This is a genomic window from Pseudomonas sp. GL_135, assembly GCF_057834665.1.
In genome coordinates this window covers 4,388,122-4,409,483 of record NZ_CM174408.1, presented here as the reverse complement: position 1 = coordinate 4,409,483, position 21,362 = coordinate 4,388,122, and the positions used below count along the sequence as shown (strand labels likewise).

General features: G+C 59.3%; 18 protein-coding genes and 1 pseudogene. 10 read left to right on the top strand and 9 right to left on the bottom strand.

The genetic code is table 11. The features are described 5' to 3' along the window. The first annotated feature begins 19 nt into the window (after positions 1-19). Positions 20-943 carry an alpha/beta hydrolase gene (locus AC3ISG_RS19565; protein WP_489297753.1) on the top strand — a complete coding sequence of 308 codons (924 nt, stop codon included), beginning with the start codon at positions 20-22 and terminating at the stop codon, positions 941-943. 283 nt (positions 944-1,226) lie between these two features. On the opposite strand, the gene AC3ISG_RS19560 is transcribed toward AC3ISG_RS19565, so the two are convergent. From AC3ISG_RS19560 to AC3ISG_RS19530, 7 genes and pseudogenes are all read right to left on the bottom strand, one after another. Beyond that, positions 1,227-1,628 (bottom strand): hypothetical protein, encoded by a 402-nt coding sequence (locus tag AC3ISG_RS19560; RefSeq protein WP_489297752.1) that lies wholly within the window; start codon positions 1,626-1,628, stop codon positions 1,227-1,229. 335 nt (positions 1,629-1,963) lie between these two features. Further along, positions 1,964-2,230, bottom strand: a pseudogene (locus AC3ISG_RS19555) (RHS repeat-associated core domain-containing protein); the annotation flags it as partial. Between the two features lie 24 nt (positions 2,231-2,254). After that, positions 2,255-2,665, bottom strand: coding sequence for a hypothetical protein (locus AC3ISG_RS19550; protein ID WP_489297751.1), 411 nt, complete (start codon positions 2,663-2,665; stop codon positions 2,255-2,257). Beyond that, the gene (locus AC3ISG_RS19545) at positions 2,665-7,353 is read right to left on the bottom strand and encodes an RHS repeat-associated core domain-containing protein (RefSeq protein WP_489297750.1); all 4,689 of its coding nucleotides are present in this window, start codon (positions 7,351-7,353) and stop codon (positions 2,665-2,667) included. The genes AC3ISG_RS19550 and AC3ISG_RS19545 overlap by 1 nt, the downstream gene beginning before the upstream one ends. A 429-nt stretch (positions 7,354-7,782) precedes the next feature. Beyond that, positions 7,783-8,565 (bottom strand): lipotoxin F family OmpA-related lipoprotein LptF, encoded by a 783-nt coding sequence (gene lptF, locus AC3ISG_RS19540; protein WP_489297749.1) that lies wholly within the window; start codon positions 8,563-8,565, stop codon positions 7,783-7,785. 48 nt (positions 8,566-8,613) lie between these two features. Further along, complete coding sequence (locus AC3ISG_RS19535) at positions 8,614-9,039, bottom strand: DUF4398 domain-containing protein (protein WP_074893253.1); 426 nt, start codon at positions 9,037-9,039, stop codon at positions 8,614-8,616. Between the two features lie 287 nt (positions 9,040-9,326). Then, complete coding sequence (locus AC3ISG_RS19530) at positions 9,327-9,662, bottom strand: pilin assembly protein (RefSeq protein ID WP_489297748.1); 336 nt, start codon at positions 9,660-9,662, stop codon at positions 9,327-9,329. A 243-nt stretch (positions 9,663-9,905) separates the two neighbouring features. Here AC3ISG_RS19530 and ppc point away from each other — a divergent pair, with 243 nt between their 5' ends. From ppc to AC3ISG_RS19500, 6 genes are all read left to right on the top strand, one after another. Then, positions 9,906-12,542, top strand: a complete 2,637-nt coding sequence (gene ppc, locus AC3ISG_RS19525; RefSeq protein WP_489297747.1) for a phosphoenolpyruvate carboxylase — start codon at positions 9,906-9,908, stop codon at positions 12,540-12,542. A gap of 284 nt (positions 12,543-12,826) precedes the next feature. After that, positions 12,827-13,474: an adenylate kinase gene (adk, locus tag AC3ISG_RS19520; protein ID WP_122537338.1), complete on the top strand. Its 648-nt coding sequence runs from the start codon at positions 12,827-12,829 to the stop codon at positions 13,472-13,474. Positions 13,475-13,564: 90 nt separating this feature from the next. Then, positions 13,565-14,239 carry a tRNA (adenosine(37)-N6)-threonylcarbamoyltransferase complex dimerization subunit type 1 TsaB gene (gene tsaB, locus AC3ISG_RS19515; protein WP_489297746.1) on the top strand — a complete coding sequence of 225 codons (675 nt, stop codon included), beginning with the start codon at positions 13,565-13,567 and terminating at the stop codon, positions 14,237-14,239. Positions 14,240-14,575: 336 nt separating this feature from the next. Further along, a complete protein-coding gene (locus tag AC3ISG_RS19510) occupies positions 14,576-14,866 on the top strand; it encodes a hypothetical protein (RefSeq protein WP_489299557.1) in 291 nt (96 codons plus the stop codon). Further along, positions 14,863-15,735, top strand: a complete 873-nt coding sequence (locus AC3ISG_RS19505; RefSeq protein WP_489297745.1) for a DUF72 domain-containing protein — start codon at positions 14,863-14,865, stop codon at positions 15,733-15,735. The genes AC3ISG_RS19510 and AC3ISG_RS19505 overlap by 4 nt, the downstream gene beginning before the upstream one ends. A gap of 49 nt (positions 15,736-15,784) precedes the next feature. Continuing rightward, complete coding sequence (locus AC3ISG_RS19500; protein WP_489297744.1) at positions 15,785-16,483, top strand: extensin-like domain-containing protein; 699 nt, start codon at positions 15,785-15,787, stop codon at positions 16,481-16,483. A gap of 43 nt (positions 16,484-16,526) precedes the next feature. Here AC3ISG_RS19500 and AC3ISG_RS19495 read toward each other — a convergent pair whose 3' ends face one another. Beyond that, the gene (locus tag AC3ISG_RS19495) at positions 16,527-17,156 is read right to left on the bottom strand and encodes an energy transducer TonB (protein ID WP_489297743.1); all 630 of its coding nucleotides are present in this window, start codon (positions 17,154-17,156) and stop codon (positions 16,527-16,529) included. A gap of 98 nt (positions 17,157-17,254) precedes the next feature. Between AC3ISG_RS19495 and AC3ISG_RS19490 the strand changes: the two genes are divergently transcribed. Together AC3ISG_RS19490 and AC3ISG_RS19485 are read left to right on the top strand one after the other, a co-directional pair. Beyond that, positions 17,255-18,046 (top strand): class I SAM-dependent methyltransferase, encoded by a 792-nt coding sequence (locus AC3ISG_RS19490; protein ID WP_489297742.1) that lies wholly within the window; start codon positions 17,255-17,257, stop codon positions 18,044-18,046. Between the two features lie 133 nt (positions 18,047-18,179). Further along, complete coding sequence (locus tag AC3ISG_RS19485) at positions 18,180-19,268, top strand: catalase family protein (RefSeq protein ID WP_489297741.1); 1,089 nt, start codon at positions 18,180-18,182, stop codon at positions 19,266-19,268. A 250-nt stretch (positions 19,269-19,518) separates the two neighbouring features. Here the strand turns inward: AC3ISG_RS19485 and AC3ISG_RS19480 are convergent, their stop codons facing one another. Further along, positions 19,519-20,151: a TetR/AcrR family transcriptional regulator gene (locus AC3ISG_RS19480; protein WP_489297740.1), complete on the bottom strand. Its 633-nt coding sequence runs from the start codon at positions 20,149-20,151 to the stop codon at positions 19,519-19,521. A 106-nt stretch (positions 20,152-20,257) separates the two neighbouring features. Between AC3ISG_RS19480 and AC3ISG_RS19475 the strand changes: the two genes are divergently transcribed. Then, entirely contained in the window at positions 20,258-21,358 is a 1,101-nt protein-coding gene (locus AC3ISG_RS19475) for an efflux RND transporter periplasmic adaptor subunit (protein WP_122537346.1), read from the top strand. The last annotated feature ends 4 nt before the right edge of the window (positions 21,359-21,362 follow it).

The following is a 21,362-nucleotide window of genomic DNA, read 5'->3' as shown; positions in this document are numbered from 1 at the left end:
CTAAATTGAAGGACATCGCTTGAAGCGTCTTCTTGCCTTGCTTGTGGTCATCTCCCTCAGCGGCTGCAGCGAATTGCTGTTCTACCCGGAACGCGGTCTGCCATTGACGCCGGATAAAGCGCACTTGGCCTGGCGCGATGTCACCCTCACAGCCGCCGATGGCACCCGTCTGAATGCGTGGTTTCTGCCGGCCAGGCCTGGCGTGCCGGTGAAGGGCACGGTGCTGCACCTGCATGGCAACGGCGGCAACATGGCCTGGCATCTGGCGGGGAGTTGGTGGTTGCCGGAGCAGGGGTATCAGGTGTTGCTGGTGGACTATCGCGGTTATGGCCGGTCCGAAGGTGAGCCAAGTCTGCCGGCGATTTATCAGGACATCGACGCGGCGTTCGACTGGCTGAACACTGCGCCCGATGTGCAGGGCAAACCTCTGGTGGTGCTCGGCCAAAGCATCGGTGGCGCACTGGCCGTGCACTACCTGTCCGAACATCCGCAGCAGCGCGCCCGGGTCAAGGCGCTGGTGCTAGATGGCGTGCCGGCGAGCTATCGTGAGATGGCGCGCTATACCCTCAGCACGTCGTGGCTGACGTGGCCCATCAAACGGCCGCTGTCGTGGGTAATCCCCGACGGCGACAGCGCCATCAACGGCATGCCGCAGCTCAAGGGCACGCCGATGCTGCTGTTCCAGAGTCTGGATGACACACTAGTGCCGCTGCACAACGGCATCAGCCTGTATCAGGCCGCACCGCCGCCGCGTGTGCTGCAACTGACCCGCGGGCCGCACGTGCAGACGTTCGGCGACCCCACCTGGCGTGAGGTGATGGTTCGCTACCTGGATGATCCGCAGCACTTCAACGGGTTGCGCAGGCTGGGGGAAATTCCGAATTATCCTGATCCTCAAGCCGGCAAGGCGGGGCCGTCGTCCCAACCGCCGGCACAAGAGTGACGATGACTAACGACGCCGATCGCGTCCCGCAGATACTCACCGAAGTCGCGTGCATTTTCGGGACGGTCGGCGTGCTCTGGTTTTGCATAAAGTGCATAAAGTGCATAAAGGGACTGATTTATTTACTGCATAAGGGGACTGATTTATTTACAACGCTTCACCGTAAATTAATCTGTCCCTGCTGGTGAGGTATTCGCCAGCTCCATGGGCAGCGCCTTGTCTCTTTTCATCCACAAACGCGGAACTAAAAATGGAGCGTTCCTTCGACTCTGTTGTACACGTGTTACTTTTTTCTTGATGCGAAGTTCCTCCGTGCGGCGTCAGCGACATCCTCATCTTCATCGAGAAACAGCTTTTCAAGAATGTCCAGAGGCGTTTTTCTGTTGCAGGCTATCCCGCACCTCACCACGGAGTCGGAATCTTTTGAGAGACTTTCAAATAGATTCTGCGACAGTTTTCTTTTGCTTGCTACGCATCGTTTACTTTCAGGGTCGGCGGAGCACAACTCTTCAAGAATCTCCAGCGGTACCGTTTTGTTGTGTACAACCCACCTCATATTATCAGGGTCGCCTTTGAGGACCGCACGCCACACGGAGATCGGTGCTTCTTCCATCGCGGCTCTGTCGTATTCCGCCTTGATGGTGCTACTTCGTAGTGCTACAAATTCTTCTGCATATGTGATCATGTGTTATCCCGTCATTTTAAAAATTTAAAGTTGATCTGTTCCCCAGTTTCACTTTTGTGTTAGTCCATGTGATCTCCATATATGTCGACATCGGCAATCCATGCGCCACCCTTTTCATATACTTTAAAAACGCTGTCTCCATGACCGATTTTATCTGCGGGCCAGCATCTTTTGGTGTCAGGGTCCTTGTAGTATCTGGCGCAACCCTCGCCAGGGACATTACCCTCGCAACCCCGATCGTACCGGCTAACCTCCCACTTTCTTCTGCATGCGCGTTTGCAGTTCTGATTAGGCTTATCAGACTTAGGCTTTCGCCGCGGTCCAACGGCCGAACTTGCCAGCCCTAATGGATCAACCCAGTTGATTGAGTTCGGCCCATATTGGTAGATGTTCAGTCCACCTAAATAGCCAATCGGATCCTTGCTGATAAACCGCCCGATTCTTGGATCATAGTACCGATGCCGGTTGTAGTGCAGGCCGGTTTCGTGGTCGTGGTATTGGCCTTGGAATCGGATCAGATTGGTTAGGCCGATCTGTTGGGCGAACTCCGAGCGCTGCTCAGTTGCCTCGCCCCACGATTTGTATAGCGCGCTCCATGCAACTAAAAGGGTCCGTCCCCTCTGGTCTTAAGTACGGTCGCTTTTAAGGCCTATTCTTTTTCTGGCGGCCTCCGAGACAATCGGATCTTCATCTCCTGCTAGCTGAGCTAGGATGTCTTCTGGCGCTTTGGGATTGCAGGCAATTCTGTGCCGGATGATGATGCTTTTATCACGAGCTAGCTGCTCGAAAATCGCTCGGTTTATCCTTCTTTTGATGGCAATTTCCCAGCGCACGTGCATATCGTCGCATAGGCATAACCGTTCCAATACGTCCACCGAGATCGTGTGATTAAAAACAACATCTCGGCTCAGCTCAGGGTACTTTAGCAGTACGTCGAACCAGACATCATCAGGCGCTGGATCGAACGCCTTCGCGTTTTCATCCTCGATTTCGCTCTCTACGTACCGCTTAAATTCTTCAGCGCTCGTGATCATCATCAGATTCCTTTGGCATCCCGACATTTCATGCCTTTCATAGGCATGACTTTCCCCGTTTTTCCTTTATGTTTATTCATGAAGTCCCCATAAATATTCACATCACGAATATGGATTAAATGGTTGCTATCTTGCTCCATCAATTTCCACGCTGTGCCACCGTGACCTTCAGTGTCAGCGGACCACCACATCTCTGTCCCAGTTGCACGATAATATTTAACTACGGTGCCGTTGAGTTTCGCTTCACAAATGCGATCAAAGCGATTGACCTCCCATTTTTTTCTGCAGGCACACTTTGCATTTTGGTTAGGTTTGTTCGCGCGATTTTGAGTGCCTGCGCTGCCAAGCGTTTTTGTCAGGCCTAGTGGATCAGTCCATTCTATGGAGTTGGGGGCATAGGCGTAGAAGTTGAGGCCGCCAACTAACTCAATCGGATCCTTGCTGATGAACCGCCCGACCCTTGGATCATAGTACCGATGCCGGTTGTAGTGCAGGCCGGTTTCGTGGTCGTGGTACTGCCCTTGAAACCGGACCGGGTTGGTCAAGCCGATTTGTTGGGCGAATTCGGAGCGCTGTTCGGTTGCTTCGCCCCAGGCTTTGTAGTGCGCGCTCCAGGCGGTGTTGCCGTTTTGATCGGTGATTTCCTGGGGCGTGCCGAGGTGGTCGCATTGGTACCAAGCCAGCGCGTCGATCGGTAGCGCGACGGGTTTATAGTTCCACAGCGGGTCCTCTTTGAAGTTGTAGCGCCCGGTGTAGGTCGGTTGGCTCACGAGGCGAATGGTCTCGTGTCGGATGGCCTGGGCCACGGGAACAAAGGTGCCGAGCTCGTGGATGTAATGGACGGTTCGGCCTAACCCGCCTGCATAGGGCGGCGGGCTGCTTTCCCAAGCGAGGTTGTCGCCATCCCAGCCGTACAGGGTGAACCCACAACCCAGTTCCCGCTCTTTGCGGGCGTGTTCGTTTTCGTTCCAGCCGGTGCCGGCTTCCGGGCGTGGGCGGTGATGGGCTTTTGAGAGTTTGTAGAGGCGACGTCCGAGTGGGTCGTAGCCGAAGTCGACAGTCAGACGCGGATCGTGGAAATGGACCAGTCGATCGAAAAGGTCCCAGTGCAGCTCGCTGCGCAGGCCGTTGGTCCAGCGCTCGGTCTGGTTGCCGCGTTCGTCGTATTCGTAGTGGTTGCCGGCGTAGTCGCGCAGCAGGTTGTCGATCAGTTTTTGGCTGACCGGTTCGGGGTCGAGTGGACGGCGGACGGGCGCGGCGCTGTCGTCGAGCAGGTTACTCGCGGGATCGAAGGCGAAGGTTTCGGCGCCCAGGAGAGTGGTGGCGCTGAGCAGGCGGCTCACTGGGTCGTAGCGGTAACTCAATTGGCCGCGACGGCTGTCGTTGATGTCGGTGAGCTGGCCAGCGACGTCGTAGGTGTAGGCGCGCTTAATCAGGTTTGTTTTTTCGCCTGCTCGACCTAGCAGTTGTTCGTGCAGGCGTCCCGCTGAGTCCCAGCTTTGGGTTTCCAGCAAGCTGTTGCCTTGATGTCTGGCCACTTCGCGGTGGAGATCATCGCGTTCGTAACTGAGCAGTTCGTGCTCGTCCAGCTTCAGGCCGAGCAGATGACCGCTGCCATAGGTGAGCCAACTGACGCGATGGCCGTCCGGGCGAATGGTGGCGACGCGGTTGTTCAGCGCGTCGTACTCGTGCTGCCAGACCGCAACCAGTGGTTTATCCAGGTTCGAGTAATGCTGGTGCTCGCGCACTAGATTGCCGGCGGGGTCATGGAACCATTGCAGCCGGCTTACGGCGTTGGTTGCCATCACCAGATGGCCATTGCCGTCGTAGGCGAAGGTTTCGCTTTGGGACTTGTCGCCGAGGGTTGCCCGGCGTTCGGTCAGACGGCCCATCGGGTCGAATGTCAGCGCAATCGTGCGCTGGCCGTTGATGGTTTCGGCGAGGCGGCCGGTTTGCGGGTCGTACTGATAGCGAGTCGAGCGATTGTCGAAGCCGCGCTCTTCCAGCAGCCTGCCGACCGGGTCGTAGTGAAAGTGAGCACGACGTTCGTTTTCGTTTTCCAGCGCGATCAACCGGCCAAGCTTGTCCCAGCGGTAGCGCAGGGTTTGCTCGGCGGCGTCGACGCGTTCGGCGATGAAGCCTGCAGCGGTGTAGCGCCAAGTGGTGCAGCGTTCAAGGCCATCGGAGTGGGCCAGCAAACGACCTTCGGCGTCGCGGCTGAAGCGTTCTTCGGTTTTGTCCGGGTGCCTGATCAAGACAAGCTGACCGGCTTTGTATTCGTACGTGGTGCTGTGCCCGGCCGGGTCGGTGAAGCGAACCATTTGGCCGCGTTCGTCGTACTCCCACTCGCTGACTTTGCCCGAGCAGTCGGTGTACTTAACGAGTTGTCCGGCATCGTTGTAGGCCAACGCCTTCGTATTGCCGTTGGCGTCCTTGATCGCCGTAGGAAGGCCAAACGTGTTGTAGGCGTATTCGGTAACGTTCTCTAGCGGATCGATCGCCTCAATCAGATTTCCGCGATGGTCGTAGTCGCGCTTCCACAACCCGCCCTCGCCATCGCTGATCTTGATCAGATGACTCTTATCATCGTACGCGTAATTGATGACGCTGTGATCGGAGCGAGTATGTTCGGTGAGGTTGCTCAGTTTGTCGTAGCGATACCGGTCGGTGCTGCCATCGGTGTGGACGTGGCGGATAATGTTCTTGGCGGCATCGCGAAAGAACCACTCCGAACGGCCGTCAGCGTGGCAGATGCGGTATGTGTAACCCAGGCTGTCGTAGTAATGCCGGGTTTCGTGGCCCAAAGCATCAGTGATATAGGTCAGGCGGATGTTTTCATCCCACGCCAGCCGGGTATCAAAACTGCCGTCGTCTGCCCATTCGCGCACGGCCCTGGCGTCGGGGCCTGTTCCCTGCCATTGCAGGTTCAAACCGCGATTGGTGCGGTCGGTGTAACGGGTAATCAGGTGGTGTTCGTACTGGTAACGCCAGTCAGCGCCGTTCTCATCTTGGGCCAGAACAAGATCGCCAGAATCGTCGTACTGATACGCGCAAAGTTGGCGTTTGACGTCGCCGTCACGAACTTCCCAAAGGCCCGTCAAGCGCCCCTGATCATCAATCAAAGTGCCCAGACGAAGATGCACTTTACTGACATCTTTTTCGGAGTAAGTCACCAACTCGGAGAGCACCAACTGCCCATCATGGCGATGCTCGTAATGCAGCATGACCCCGGCTGCATTAGGCAAAACCTTGTTGATCAGAACAAAGCGCTTGCCCCGCCTAACATAGGTTTCCCTGTGCTCAAGCCCACGCATCAGCAACAGCCGATCCTTGCTGAGGCGTATAACGGTCAGGTTTTCAATGGCGTTGAAGTGAAACAGTTTGACCTTGGGCAGAGGAAATTCGTGAGAGCGTCCATCGGCGTCATGAAACACCAAACCATCGCCGACGAGATCAAACCGCGTGGTAAACGGCGTGATCCAGCGCGCGCCGATGATGTCCTCATCGTAGGCATCTAGGTTCGAGCAATAAGTCCGCGTCCATTCGATGGGAAACGGCCCCGGCAGACTGAAATCGGTATGACTGACCGACTCCGAGCCCATCGCAAAACTGATGGTTCCGATCGTAGAAGCACAGGCACAATCCTTAAGGTCATTCGGCAGGGCCTTCGCAGGTTTCTCGAACTGAACAGCCTCAAGCTTGCCTTCACCCGCTTGGCGTTTAGCCTGATTAACCACCCCCGGTTTGATGTTGAACGACTGACCATGCCCATTGCGCGAGCGCCATGTGACTACCGCACCTGCCAATGTCTCCAGCAACGACCCAATCGAGTTCTGAAGCCCAGGATCAGCCAGACGATAAATCTGATCCCGAAGCTCTGGGCCCATTGCGCGCAACGAACCTGCATGTCGGAGCATCTGGTCTTTCAACGCTTCGGGCACGAAATATTCGGCAGCACTGTTAACAGCGCCCTTGCCCGCAGCGATGCAAACATCCGCAGCGGCCGCAAAAATGTTGTCAATCGACGCCTGATGATCGTAGGCCCAAAGATCCCCAGCGGCCTGGATCAACTGCTCCGCTTCCAGCAAATCCGCCTTGGCGTTCAGCTTCGGGTCGACCAGCTTTTCCAGGCCCGCAGCGATCTGAAGAAGCACTTCTTCACCGAGCTTCCCCGCATCGTCAAGAATTTCGGGGAGCCTGGCCTGCGCCTGTGGCACAAAGTCATCAAGGGTCCCAACAATGGCGGCATTGAGGTGCCCGATCAAAATCTCGATCAGCACGTCACTCACCACCAGCTTGCCGGTCCGACGTATTTCCTGGCGCACCAGAAACAGCATCGGACGAAGGCTAATCCGTGCCGCTGCCATTCCAGGCGGGCGTGGCAGCATTCCGATCAGATTGATGCCAAGACTCACCCAGTCCCAGGGATCACGCCTCTCGCTGCTCCATAGCCTGGCAATGTCATTCAGCGCATCAACGAGCGCCATGATGTTGCCTACTACTAACAGTCCGCCTGCCTCGGCTTTGATTCGATCAAGCGTGACAACCCCGCCGCTGATCTCCTGCAGCCAGGCATCGACATTGGCCGCACCAAGACCAACGTCTTCGACCTGAATTAGATCAAGCGGAACAATCGCCACTTGAGGCTCGCGTTTCTTTCCACCGTTCGGCGGATTTAAGGGGGGTGCCAAGGATGCTCTCCGTGCTTAAAAGACAGCCCGGAAGGCATGAATGCCGATCCAGGGGCCACGGAGATATCAAGGGTTGTGCCAGCCATGAGTTAGCCAAGCAAAATCAATAGCTTAAGAAATAAATAAACAAGTTTGAGCGAACGCTAAACCCGACAACAAAGCAAAAGTGCGCAAGAAGTTGCGCACCCCTGCGCAACTTCTTGCGCACTCGTCCACAGGCCACGAGCGACGTGGCCTGTGGAGCATCAACTACCTTATTTTCAGCCAGTGACTGCGCAACTTCTTGCGCAGTCCCCAAAAACAGGGGGCGTATTCAGTTCTTTCTAACAGCACTCTCATCCCAACCCTAACCGAAGAAAAACACAGGCCACAAAAAAGCCCCACCTGTCTTTCAACAGGCGGGGCTCTTTATGTGCCGCTACAACCGCATTACTTCATGGAAGAGCGCGGCGCTACTGGCTGATTGTCGTTGGAAATGGTGACTTCCACACGACGGTTCATGGCACGGCCCGAGGCGCTGGCGTTGTCAGCAACCGGGTATTCCTTGCCGTAACCCTGAGCAACGATACGCTCCGGACCTACGCCCATCTTGATCAGCGCCATACGCACGGAGTTGGCCCGGCGCTCGGACAGAGAGTCGTTGTAAGCAGCGGAACCGGTGCTGTCGGTGTAGCCTTCAACGATGACTTTGCGATCAGGGTTTTCCTGAAGGAACTGGGCCAGCTTGTTGACGTTGACCAGACCGGACGACTTCAGCTCGGCCTTGTTCAGGTCAAACAGTACGTCGCCGAAGGTCACCAGCGTACCGCGTTCGGTCTGCTTGGCGTTCAAGCTGTTCTGCAGGGCCTTGATCTGTGCGTCGCGAGCATCCAGACGCGCTTGTGCACGCTGGGCGGCGGCACCTTTCAGATCGTTCTCAGCGGTCTTCAGGTTGATGGTCTGCTTGGCCAGCTCAACGCGCTGATTGGTCAGGTAGGCCAGCTGATCGACCTTCTTCTGGTCATCGTTGTTGCGGTACGCAGCGTCAGCCTTGTCCAGCCACTCGCTGGCGTCTTTGGTTTCCAGCGCAGCCAGCTCGTTGGATTTCGGATTGCTTTGCAGCGCGGAGTAATTGGTGCGGGCTTGTTCCAGGTTCACGTTCGGTTGCGACGAGCATGCCGCCAGACCAACGCTCAAAGCCAGCAGGGCAGGGATAAGTACTTGTTTACGCATAATATTTTCGTCCTTTAACTCAATGGCCAATGCTTGAATTGCGAAGCGTTACTGAGTGACAGGCTGAACCTGACGCATGCCTTCTTCACGCAACTCATTGACGCCTTGACGAGCGTCCTGCACTGCTTTCTGTGCCTTGGCGGCCTGAGCCTTACGCTCGGCTACACGTGCATCCCACTCGGCCTGTTCGGCGTATTTACGAGCTTCGTCGTATTTCTTTTCCTGCATCGCCAGTTCGGCTTGCTTGAACTTGTCCTGGGCGGACTTCATTTCAACAGCGGCGTATTCGGTGGCGCCGGCGGTGACAGCGGCATTGACGGCCGATTGGGTCACGGCGTACTGCTCGCTTGGAGGATTACCTGCGCAACCAGCCAGAAGAACGCTGGTGCCCAGTGCCAGTGCAGCCATCTTCAGCCCGCGCAGGCGATTGAACGTTGGTTTGGCAGTGCTGGTGTTCATGGTGGTCAACTCCATTTCTTTACTCCTGAAAACTGGTTGTTCCATTTCAGCAGCAGCCCACGCGGATGGATGGTGTTGCGTCACTTCCGCGGTCATCTGACGGCTTTACTGCAATGGCTAACTGGTCGGACCGCTGCTTTTTTTGAATAGTTCAGACATTTTTTTAAACTTGCGGTCAGCTTTTGTTACGTGTTGTAAAATTGACGCTCAAAAAATGACGTCGGTTTGCTCCTGACATTGCTGGCCTGAGGCCGCTCGTAGCGGATTCGACGTGCCAGAAACCGACGTCGCAGATGCAACCCTCAAGAGCCTTCCCGATCGGAGATTTCCTGGAGGTGGCGCCGAGACAGTTCGAGAAACCGAGGCGTGGGTCCGACGTCTTCGTAAAGCGGGTTGCCTTCCTCATCGGTGGCAACGACATGCTGGCCGCGTACGTATGGGAAGCTCGCCTCCAGTTCCTCCATCGCAGCGCCGATCAACTCGCCGAGCAACTCCTCGGGCGTACGCTTGGGGTACATCTCGGCGATCGCCGCCAGCCGCGCGGCAGCCTCAACATCCAAATGAATGGCGTAGGCGGTCTCGGTCAGACGGCCCTTGGCGTTCTGTTCCCACTGTTCGGCGAGCTCTCGGATCTTCATGAATACCTCATCATTGCCCGCAGCACGGCGGGCGTTGGACGTGGGCCCGAGCCACAGTCAGGCGTGACTGAGACGGGCTTCCCCGGCGGTGTTAAGTGCGTCGAGGGTTGCGTAGGGACATCAATTTGTCGCTCTATACACACCAATAGAAACGAAACCCCGCAGGGCGTTCCGTTCGGCAGCAGCGAATGGACCCCTGCAAGGACTCGCCGGTAAAACAATAACGCTGAAGGAGAGGGCTGGATGGCTGATATCGATGCACGATTGCGCGAGGACGTTCACCTGCTCGGTGAGCTGTTGGGCAACACCATTCGTGATCAGCATGGTGCTGATTTCCTCGAGAAGATCGAGCGCATCCGTAAAAGCGCGAAGGCAGACCGGCACGCGTCGACTCAAGGCACTGAGCAGCTTAGCTCCAGTCTTGAGGGCCTGGGCGAAGATGAGTTGCTGCCGGTTGCGCGTGCGTTTAACCAATTCCTCAATCTGGCGAACATCGCCGAGCAATATCAGCTGATTCATCGTCGCGATGACAGCAAGCCGCAGCCGTTTGAATCCCGCGTGCTACCTGAGCTGCTGGAACGCCTGAAGCAGGCCGGGCAGACGCCAGAGGCGCTGGCGCGGCAATTGACCACGCTGGAAATCGAGCTGGTGCTCACCGCGCACCCCACCGAAGTCGCGCGACGCACGCTGATTCAGAAGTACGATGCCATCGCTGCGCAACTGGCCGCCCTTGATCATCGCGATTTGAATCGCCACGAGCGTGAGCAGATCACCGAGCGCTTGCAGCGACTCATTGCCGAGGCGTGGCACACCGAAGAAATCCGCCGCGTTCGCCCTACACCTGTCGACGAGGCGAAGTGGGGGTTTGCGGTCATTGAGAATTCCCTGTGGCAAGCGATTCCCAACTACCTGCGCAAGGCCGATCAGGCGCTGCACGCCGCGACTGGCCTGCACTTGCCGTTGGAATCGGCGCCGATCCGCTTCGCTTCCTGGATGGGTGGTGACCGCGACGGTAACCCCAATGTGACCGCCGCTGTCACCCGTGAAGTGTTGCTACTGGCGCGCTGGATGGCCGCCGATTTGTACCTGCGCGACGTCGATCAGCTGGCCGCCGAGTTGTCGATGCAGCAAGCCAGCCCTGCGCTGATGGAAGCGGCGGGCGACAGCGCCGAACCTTACCGCAGTGTTCTGAAACAGCTGCGCGAGCGGCTTCGGGCCACGCGCAACTGGGCCCATGCCTCATTGAGTGTCACCCAGGTCGCACCGGAAGACGTTTTGCACGACAACCGCGAGCTGCTTGAGCCGCTGCAACTGTGTTTCGACTCACTGCATGAATGCGGCATGGGGGTGATCGCTGATGGCCCGCTGCTCGACTGCTTGCGCCGCGCGGTGACCTTCGGCCTGTTCCTGGTGAAGCTCGACGTGCGCCAGGATTCCACGCGGCACAGCTCGGCCATGAGCGAGATCACCGAATACCTGGGGCTCGGCCGCTATGACGAGTGGGATGAGCCGACCCGCATCGACTTCCTGCTGCGAGAACTGGACAACAAGCGCCCGCTGCTGCCCGCGCATTTCAGCCCTGAAGCGGACACCGCCGAAGTGTTGGCGACCTGCCGTGAAGTAGCGGCTGCGCCGGCGGCCTCGCTGGGTTCCTACGTGATTTCCATGGCCGGCGCGGCCTCCGATGTGCTCACCGTTCAACTGTTATTGAAGGAAGCCGGGCTGCAGCGCGCCATGCGCGTCGTGCCGCTGTTCGAAACCCTCGCCGACCTGGACAACGCCGGCCCGGTGATTGAGCAGCTGTTGAGCATTCCGGCCTACCGCCGAAGCCTGGAAGGTCCGCAGGAAGTCATGATCGGTTACTCGGATTCGGCCAAGGACGCCGGCACCACCGCCGCGGCTTGGGCGCAGTACCGGGCGCAGGAAAAACTGGTTGAGATCTGCCGCGCGCAAGAGGTTGAGCTGCTGCTGTTCCACGGTCGCGGCGGTACGGTCGGTCGAGGCGGCGGCCCTGCCCACGCAGCGATTCTGTCGCAGCCGCCCGGCTCGGTGGCGGGGCGTTTCCGCACCACCGAACAGGGCGAGATGATCCGCTTTAAATTTGGCCTGCCGGACATCGCCGAGCAGAACCTCAACCTCTATCTGGCCGCGGTCCTGGAGGCCACGCTGCAACCGCCGCCGATGCCGCAACCGGCCTGGCGCCAAGTGATGGACGAACTGGCGGCAGATGGCGTGAAGGCCTACCGTGCCGTGGTGCGGGAAGACCCGGAGTTCGTCGAATACTTCCGCCAGGCCACGCCGGAACAGGAACTGGGGCGCTTGCCATTGGGCAGTCGTCCGGCCAAGCGCCGCGAGGGCGGGGTGGAAAGCCTGCGCGCGATTCCGTGGATTTTCGCCTGGACCCAGACGCGCCTCATGCTGCCCGCCTGGCTGGGCTGGGAAAACGCGTTGAGCAAGGCGCTGGAGCGCGGTCAGGGCGATCTGCTCGCCGAGATGCGTGAACAATGGCCGTTCTTCCGCACCCGCATCGACATGCTGGAAATGGTGCTGGCCAAGGCCGACAGCGATATCGCCCAGCTCTACGACGAACGTCTGGTGGAGCCGAAACTGCTGCATTTGGGGACGCATTTGCGCGGCCTATTGTCGCAGGCGTGTGACGTGGTTCTTGGCCTCACGGGTCAGTCCCGGCTGTTGGCCCACAGCCCTGAAACGCTGAAGTTCATCAGCCTGCGTAACACCTACCTCGACCCGCTTCATTTATTGCAGGCGGAGTTGCTGGCACGCTCCCGTCAGCAGGAAGCGAGTCTGGACAGTCCGCTGGTGCAGGCGCTGCTGGTGTCTGTCGCAGGCATTGCCGCCGGATTACGCAACACCGGCTGACGGGGCAGCGCGCGCGACCGAATCAGGAGGAGGGTGTTGATTCGGACGCGCCGGACGCGTTGCGAGCAGTCCAGCCTTACCGCGTTGCACGTCGTCCCACCCTTGCGCCGATCGATGCCAAGCTACTGGTTTTTCGCGGGTTACTGCGACTTTCGGCGTCTTGTGCGGCATGAATCGGCTGTGTATCTTGATCAGCCTTTGGCCGTTGGGTCAGTAAAATTTTGCGATTGGCCCCATTTAGGCGAATCCGACGATATCTCTATAAAAATTTGAGGAGCACAACAATGCGCGTGATTCTGCTGGGAGCTCCCGGGGCCGGCAAAGGTACTCAGGCAAAGTTCATCACTGAGAAATTCAACATTCCGCAGATTTCCACCGGCGACATGCTGCGCGCTGCGGTCAAGGCCGGTACTGAACTGGGCCTGCAAGCCAAAAGCGTCATGGACAGCGGCGGCCTGGTCTCCGATGACCTGATCATCGGCCTGATCAAGGATCGCCTGTCCGAGCCTGATTGCGCTGGCGGTTGTCTGTTCGACGGCTTTCCTCGCACCATTCCTCAGGCTGAAGCCCTGAAGAAAGCCGGTCTGGCCATCGACCACGTCATCGAGATCAAGGTCGACGACGAAGAGATCGTCAAGCGCATCTCCGGTCGCCGCGTTCACGAAGGCTCCGGTCGCGTTTACCACACGTTGTACAACCCGCCGAAGGTTGACGGTGTGGACGACGTTACCGGCGAGCCACTGGTTCAGCGCAAGGACGACGTCGAAGCCACCGTTCGCCATCGCCTGTCGGTCTACCATTCACAGACCAAGCCGCTGGTGGATTTCTACACCAAACTGCAAGCGCAGGACGGCACGCCGAAGTGCAGTCACATCGAAGGCGTGGGCACGGTCGAGCAGATCACCGCCAAGGTGCTTGAAGCCCTGAGCTGATTGGCGTCTCTAGGCATCGAACAACGGCCCGCTTGCGGGTCGTTGTTGTTTATAATGCGGCACTTTTTTCGCACAACGATGGAAACCCCGATGACCACCTTGCTGGCCTTGGACACCGCCACTGAAGCCTGTTCAGTCGCTTTGCTGCATGACGGCAAAGTACTGACTCACTACGAGGTGATCCCGCGCCTGCACGCGCAAAAACTCCTGCCGATGATCAAGGACTTGCTGGCCGAGGCGGGCATCGGTTTGTCGGCGCTGGACGCCATTGCCTTCGGCCGTGGCCCGGGCGCGTTCACCGGCGTGCGCATCGCCATCGGTGTGGTGCAGGGCCTGGCCTTCGGCCTGGATCGCCCGGTGCTACCGGTCTCCAATCTCGCGGCCCTCGCGCAACGGGCCTTGCGTGAGCAGGGCGCCACTCAGGTCGCCGCCGCCATCGACGCTCGGATGGACGAAGTCTATTGGGGTTGCTATCACGAAGTGGCGGGAGAGATGAAGCAGGTGGGTGAAGAGGCGGTCATGGCACCGGAGCTGGCCGCTTTGCCAGGCGCTGCAACGGGCGACTGGTTCGGCGCCGGCACAGGCTGGGGTTATGCCGAGCGTATTGCCGCCGTTGTCAGTGCCCGGGACGCCACACTGTTGCCCCACGCGCAGGACCTGCTGACTCTCGGCACTTTCGCCTGGCACCGTGGCGAAGCCATCGTCGCCGACAACGCCCAACCTGTTTACCTCCGCGATAAAGTCGCCACGCCCAAGGCGCGCTGAGCGTGACATCAGGTACACGCACGATCATCAATCTGTAGGCGCCGGTTTGCTGGCGAACCTGGGCCATTTACTACCACTGCAGTAACGGGGTGAATTGCGTTCGCCAGCAAGGCGCCTCCCACTGATTGCCGGCATCCACCGGGCCCCTCAATGCATGGCTGTACGCCGGATCTGCGAACCAGGTCACACCGTTGATGACCGTTCGGCGATAAATCCGCAGAAAATTCCGGCTGCTTTAAACAATTCGCAATAAGTGTGGTCTAGTTATCGTTCGCATGTTTGCTTAAGGGCTTACTGTGAGATTAAATTGCCACCATTAGACGCCGAGTAAGCATGATGCGAATCACCGGTCCCTCACCACGTACCTACCCGATCAAGCGCAAGCTACGCAAGGATTCTGCGGCGCTGGAAGGCTCGTTCGAGGAAGTGAACGATGAGATCGAGGTGAATCCGCAAGTGGCCCGTCGCCAGACCGGGACCACGGCCAATGTGCCCGCGCGTCAGCAAGACATTATCTTCCCCCGTGCCATGAGCACGCGCGTCGCCCATGCGTTGAGCAGCTACTTGATGACCTCGACCTTCGTCGAATGGGACCTCGAAGTCTCCGGGCTCGACCTCCACGTTTGAACCTCGCCCACCCGCCTTACTACATCGGTTGCCCGTCCTGGAGCGAAAAAGCCTGGCGTGAGTCCCTGTACCCGCCGGACGCCCCAGATCTGGATTTGCTTGGGTTGTATGCGCAGGTCTTCAATGCCGTCGAAGGCAACACCACGTTCTACGCGCGTCCCAAGCCTGAGATCGTCCAGCGTTGGGCGGCCGCCTTGCCCGAGCACTTCCGCTTTTCGGCAAAAATCCCCCGTGACATCAGCCATGCCGGCGACCTGCGCGAGCATCTGGGCGCGGTAGAGGATTTCCTGCAGCTGCTTGCGCCGCTAGGGTCTAGGCTTCAACCGCTGTGGTTGCAGCTGTCGGCCAGTTTCGGCCCCCATCGGCTCAATGAGCTGGGCGCGTTCATTGATGCATTGGAAGGGCGGCCGCTGGCGGTGGAAGTGCGCAACATGGCGTTTTTCACCAAGGGCGAAGACGAGCGCCAGCTCAACCGCCTGTTGCTCGACCGCGGCGTCGAGCGCATCTGTCTGGATTCCCGGCCGCTGTTCAGTTGCGTTTCCAGTGAGCCTGCCGTGCTTCATGCGCAATCGAAGAAGCCCAAAGTGCCGCCGCGGCCGGCGGCGCTGACGTCTTTTCCCCAAGTGCGCTTTATTGGCGGGCCGGATGAGGCGATCAACCAAGGTTTCATCGTGCAATGGGCGGAAAAGGTGGCTGGCTGGATCGAGGAGGGGCGTACGCCCTCGGTGTTCCTGCACACCCCTGACAACATCGCCTCGCCCCAACTGGCCCGTCGTTTTCACCATCAGTTGATGACCCTGCTGCCGGGCCTGCCCGATCTGCCGCAACTGGATCGCGGTCGGCAAGTGGAGCAACTCGGGCTGCTCTGAGGTCGAGATAGGGTGGACTCATCCCTCCGTCAGACGAGAACCTTCCTGCATGCGCGGCTCGACCCTCTTTCTTCTACTGATTTTGATCGGCGCGGCGGTCGCGGTATCGATCTGGCGTGGCTGGTTGCCTGTCGCTGACCGCTGGAACCCGTGGGCGCCGCTGAATGTGCAGGACGAGCCCAATCTCATGACGCCGTTCAAGCTCTGGCGATTGCAGGAGGATCCGGCGTTGTGCGAGGCCGCGCTGCACACCTCGACCCTGCGTTACACGCACCAGGCCGACAGTGCCGCCGACGCCAAATGCCCGCTGACCAACACGTTGCGTATACAGGGCGGCGACGTCGCGCTGAGCAGCAGTTTTCTCTCCAGTTGTCGCCTGGCAGTGGCATATGCGCTGTTCGATATTCATCAACTGCAGCCAGCGGCCCAGGCCGTATTCGGGCAAAAGGTCGCGCGGGTCGATCACCTCGGCAGCTTTGCCTGCCGCAACATCTACAACCGCAGCGAGGGCCGCCTGAGTCAGCACGCCACCGCGAATGCGCTGGACATCGCCGGGTTTCGACTGTCAGACGGGCGCAGAATATCGGTGCTCAAGGACTGGAAAGACGAGGGCGACGACGGGCGTTTTCTGCGGTTGGTGCGGGATGGCGCCTGCCAGCAATTCAATACGGTGCTGAGCCCGGACTACAACGCCGCGCACCGAAACCACTTTCACCTGGACATGGGACGCTGGCGGGTGTGTCGCTAAAGGCAGCGAACGAGGTTGCGGTTCGGTTGGGTTAAGCCTGGCGTCAGGCCGCGAGACGAAGGTTCTGCAGCACAATCGGCCGCGCCCAGCCGTTATCGAAGGCCAGATGACGCTGCTGCTCGGTCATTTCTTCAGTGCTGAAAGGCGTCGCAGGCTTGTCGGCCAGGTTCCACTCGAACTCGGCAATCGGCAGGAACAGTGGGCGCGGCTGAGGGCCCGGGCCGGGTTCTACGCTGTCATCGTACGGGTTGAGGACGGTCGGGCGAACCCAGTTGTCATCGAATTCGAGGTTGCGCTGCTGCTCGATCATTTCCATCGCGGTGAACGGCTTGGCGGGTTTGTCGGCCAGGTCCCATTCGAACTCGGCGATCGGCAGGAACAGCGGCTCCGGCGGCGCGATTTCCTTGTCCTGAACCGGGCATTCACGTTGCTCGACGATCTTGTCCAGTGCGGTGGCGCCGGCAATTGGCTCGCTGGTCAGGTTGTCCGTCGTGGCAACGGCGCTGTATTCCGGGGTGTCGCCTGCGTTGTCATCGACCTGTTGAGCCATCGCACGGGCAAACGCATCCTGCCAGAGCTGCGTGACGCCGCTCAGGGTTTGGGTATTGCGTACGCTGTAGTCGCCTGCGTACGTCAAATAGCCTATCGAGGAGGTTTGCTGAATGTCTGACATAAGCGCTCAGTACAGCCCGTGGGTCTGGCAAAATGCCGGATACTTTTGTTATCGGCAGCCGTTGCCAATCATTAAGAATATTTGAGCGTATAGAGACAATGACTGAGCAACACGCGGGCAGCCGCATTCGGGTCGACAGCCTGACCCCCGACGGGCAGGAAAACGCAGAGCAGTGGGCGCAACGACTGGGTTTGCCGCTGGCCGACGCCGACGCGGATTTCGCCCTGCAAGTGGCCGAAGACGGCCTGCAATTGCAGCAACTGGGTGACGACGCGCCGGGCCCGGTCCGAGTGGATTTCATCGAAGGCAAGGCGGCCCATCGGCGTCTGTTTGGTGGCGGCAGCGGGCAGATGATCGCCAAGGCCGTAGGCATTCAGCCGGGCGTGCGCCCGCGGGTGCTGGATGCGACGGCGGGGCTGGGCAAGGACGCCTTTGTGCTGGCGAGTCTGGGGTGCGAAGTAAGCCTGATCGAGCGACAGCCGATCATCGCCGCGCTGCTTGAAGACGGCCTCGCGCGCGGGGCGAGGGATCTGGACGTCGGCGGGATCATCGCGCAGATGCGCCTGTTGACCGGCAACTCCATCGAGCTGATTCGTCACTGGGAAGGCGAGCCGCCCCAGGTCATCTACCTCGACCCGATGTTTCCCCACCGGGAAAAAACCGCGCTGGTGAAGAAGGAAATGCGCCTGTTCCGGCCACTGGTCGGCGACGACATGGACGCCCCGGCGTTGCTGGAAGCGGCGCTGGCGCTGGCGAGCCACCGCGTCGTGGTCAAACGTCCACGCAAGGCGCCAAGCATCGAAGGGCCCAAGCCTTCCTACGCGCTGGACGGCAAATCCAGCCGCTATGACATCTACCCGAAGAAGGCGTTGAAGGGCGCGGGTTCATGACACTCGTCCGGTAAACCTGAACCCGGCAATCCCGGGCGCAGTCCTCTGCTGTGCCGATGCCTGACAAGCCACCGTTTCAGGTGTGCGCTCATCGGCGATATGCCCTGACCAGAGCTCTAGCCGGAGATCACCGATGAGTACTTCCCCTTTGTCCGTAACGCCTTTGCCGTTCGAGCCGCACTTCGAGCAGATACCCGATGACGAGGCTCAGACGAGCAAAGAACTCGCCGAGGCCATGCACAGTATTCTGGAAACCACCTACGAGGATGGCGGCCACGCTATACGTAGCGTGCATGCCAAGGCGCATGGCTTGCTGCACGGGCAGATTCATATTCTGGACGGCCTGCCCGCTGAGTTGGCTCAGGGTGTTTTCGCGCATCCCGGCACGCTGGATTTGAAGATGCGCTTTTCCACCAATCCGGGTGACCTGCTCGACGACAAGGTATCAACCCCGCGTGGTCTGGCCATCAAGCTGGTCGGTGTGCAGGGCGCACGTTTGCCGGGGAGCGAAGGGCAGGTCACCCAGGATTTCGTGATGCAGAACGCCAGGGCGTTCACGGCTGCTACTCCGAAGGATTTTCTCAAGACCCTGAAGCTGCTGGCCAAGACCACCGACAAAGTGCCCAACATGAAGAAGGCGCTGTCGGCGTTGTTTCGTGGTCTGGAGTCGACGGTCGAAGCGATGGGCGGGGAGAGTGGCACGCTCAAATCACTGGGCGGGCATCCGATGACCCACTTACTGGGTGAAACCTACAACACTGTGGTGCCGTTTCTCTACGGCCGCTATTACGCCAAGCTGAGCGTGGTGCCTGTTTCCCCCGAGCTCACCGCGTTGACCGACCAGAAGGTCGACCTGAATGGCCATCCCGACGGTTTGCGGGAAGCGGTGCGCAGTCACTTCGCGAGCAAGGGAGGGGTGTGGGACGTGCGTATCCAGCTCGCCACCGACCTTGAAAAAATGCCGATTGAAGATGCTTCGGTGGAATGGCCGGAAGAGCTGAGCCCGTTCGTGACCGTGGCCCGTATTGAAGTGCCGCTCCAGGACAGCTGGTCGAAAGAACGCCAGCAGGAAATCGACGACGGCATGGCCTTCAGCCCTTGGCATGGCGTGGTCGAACACCGGCCACTCGGTGGCGTCATGCGCGTGCGCAAACCGTCCTATGAGCTGTCTTCAGGCTTCCGCGCCAGCCACAACGGCTGCCCGATGCACGAGCCTCGCTGACAAGCTGTTAGCCAAATTCTGTGGTGTCTTCCACTCCGCTTTTCCGGCTAAAGCGGGTCCCACTATGAGTACGCGGTCGATTAGTGGACCGGTTTCAGCCGGGAAGAGGCCGGTGTGATCACCATCAGATTTTTGGTGGGGCGACCGACGCCTTCCCGGCTAAGCCGGTCCCACTATGAGTACGCGGTCGATTAGTAGGACCGGCTTCAGCCGGGAAGAGGCCCGCGTGCGCACTATCGTAGTTATGCCCCTAAACCCGATACGCCTTGAGAAACAACGCCACCACTTCCCGCACATGGTGCTCGGCGGCCTGCTCATTCGGCCGTTCGCCGGTGCCGATCAACAGCCTGAAATTGCACACCCCTTTGATCAAACACAAAAAGTGCCCCGCTGCGCCAGCAGGCGATTCGAAGCGCAGACCGTTCGTGCCGTTCAGTTTGGTCAGAAACCGCTCCATCTCATGCAGGATGCGCTGCGGTCCCGCTTCGAAAAACACTTGAGACAATGAAGACCCTTGGGTTCCCAGGGTGATCATCAGGCGATGCAAATCGATGGACTCAGGGCTGTTGATCAGCGTCTGAAATCCTTTGGCAATACCCAGCAATACTTTCTCGACGGGTTCACCCATCGGCACATCCACGAACAACCCCGGCACTTGCTCCTCACAGCGCGCAACCACCGCGCAGGAAAACAATGTCTCCTTGTCGGTGAAGTGGCTGTACACCGTGAGCTTGGAAACCCCGGCTTCAGCGGCAACGGCATCCATGCTGGTGTTGGCGTAACCATTGCGGACGAACAGGTTTTTGGCGGCTTCGAGAATGGCCTGGCGCTTGGCCAGATCCTTGGGGCGGCCGGGTCCGGTGGAGGAGGTCGAGTCAGTCATGGCGTTGTCAGGCGTCTTCGTTTGATTAGTGGACTGTTCAGTTCGGTAATTTTAAATATACTCGCCGGTACAATTATTCAAAGCTCTCTTGCCAAGGTGCCTCATCATGCTCCGCGATGCCCTGCTTCTTGCCCTGCCGGTCAGTCTCATGGTGGCACTTTCCGGTTGCGGCAAGGAGGCACCGGTGACCGCCGCAGTGCGGCCCGCCATGGTGGTGCAACCGTTGCCGTCTGCCCAGTCCATGGACAGCTATCCGGGAGAGGTCCGCGCCCGCTTCGAGCCGGAACTTGCTTTCCGCATTCCCGGCAAGGTCAGCAAGCGTCTGGTCGAAGAAGGCGAGCGGGTCACCGTCAATGAGCCGCTGGCCGAGCTCGATGCCCAGGACGTGCGCTTGCAGCAGGACGCCACCCGCGCTCAGGTTGCCGCTGCCGACGCCAACCTGCAGACAGTCCGCTCCGAGCGCGACCGCTACAAAACCCTGATGGACCGGCAGATGGTCAGCAAGTCGCTTTACGACAATGCCGAAAACACCTACCGCGCCGCAGACGCCCGTCTTAGACAGCTCAAGGCTGAATTGACCGTTGCCGACAATCAGACCGGCTACGCCGTGCTTCGTGCGTCGCAAAACGGTGTCATCGCCAGACGATTGGTGGAAGTCGGTCAGGTGGTGGCGGCCGGGCAGACCGTCTTTACTCTGGCCGCTGACGGCGAGCGCGAAGTGTCGATCAGCCTTCCGGAGCAGAATTACGGCCGCTTCAAGATCGGTGATCCGGTTTCCGTCGAACTCTGGACCCAGCGCGAGCAGCGTTTTCCGGGGCGTATCCGTGAGCTCTCGCCCGCTGCCGATCCACGTTCGCGCACCTTCGCAGCCCGCATCGCTTTCGCCAGCGGGAAGGTCCCGGCCGAGCTGGGCCAGAGCGCTCGGGTTTACATCCAGTCCGAACACGCTGTTCCGTTGTCCGTGCCGCTTTCCGCGCTGACCGCCGAAAACGGCGTGACCTACGTTTGGCGTCTGCAAAGCGATGCCACCCTGAAACGCACGCCGGTGCAGGTCGGCGCCTACGGTCAGGAAACCGTGCCGGTGCTCAGCGGCTTGCAGGCCAGCGACTGGGTCGTCGCAGCGGGCGTGCACGTGCTCCACGAGGGCGAGCAGGTGCGCCCGGTCGACCGCAGTAATCGGGCGGTGAAGCTGGCGGCGAAGGAGTAGCGGC